Origin of the sequence: Bacteroides sp. UBA939 (assembly GCF_002293435.1) — a bacterium.
Taxonomy (GTDB): Bacteria; Bacteroidota; Bacteroidia; order Bacteroidales; family Bacteroidaceae; genus Bacteroides.
This window is the reverse complement of the sequence record NZ_DBDF01000035.1, coordinates 29,608-29,810: the sequence shown is the minus strand read 5'-3', so window position 1 is coordinate 29,810 and position 203 is coordinate 29,608.

Genomic DNA, 203 nt, shown 5'->3' with positions numbered 1-203 from the left:
CACTAACTACCTGTAAGTAGATTACTAACTACTTATAAGTAATTGACTTGTTACCTGTAAGTAGTTGGCTTATCCTGCCCGGTTTTCCCCTTATTAGCCCACTTTCAGGAGATATTTTGCTCCAGAATAAATGTACATATTTCGATATCTCTCTATCAGTCTGACACTTAACTGCTTTTTACTCGCGTATTTCCAACCAACCT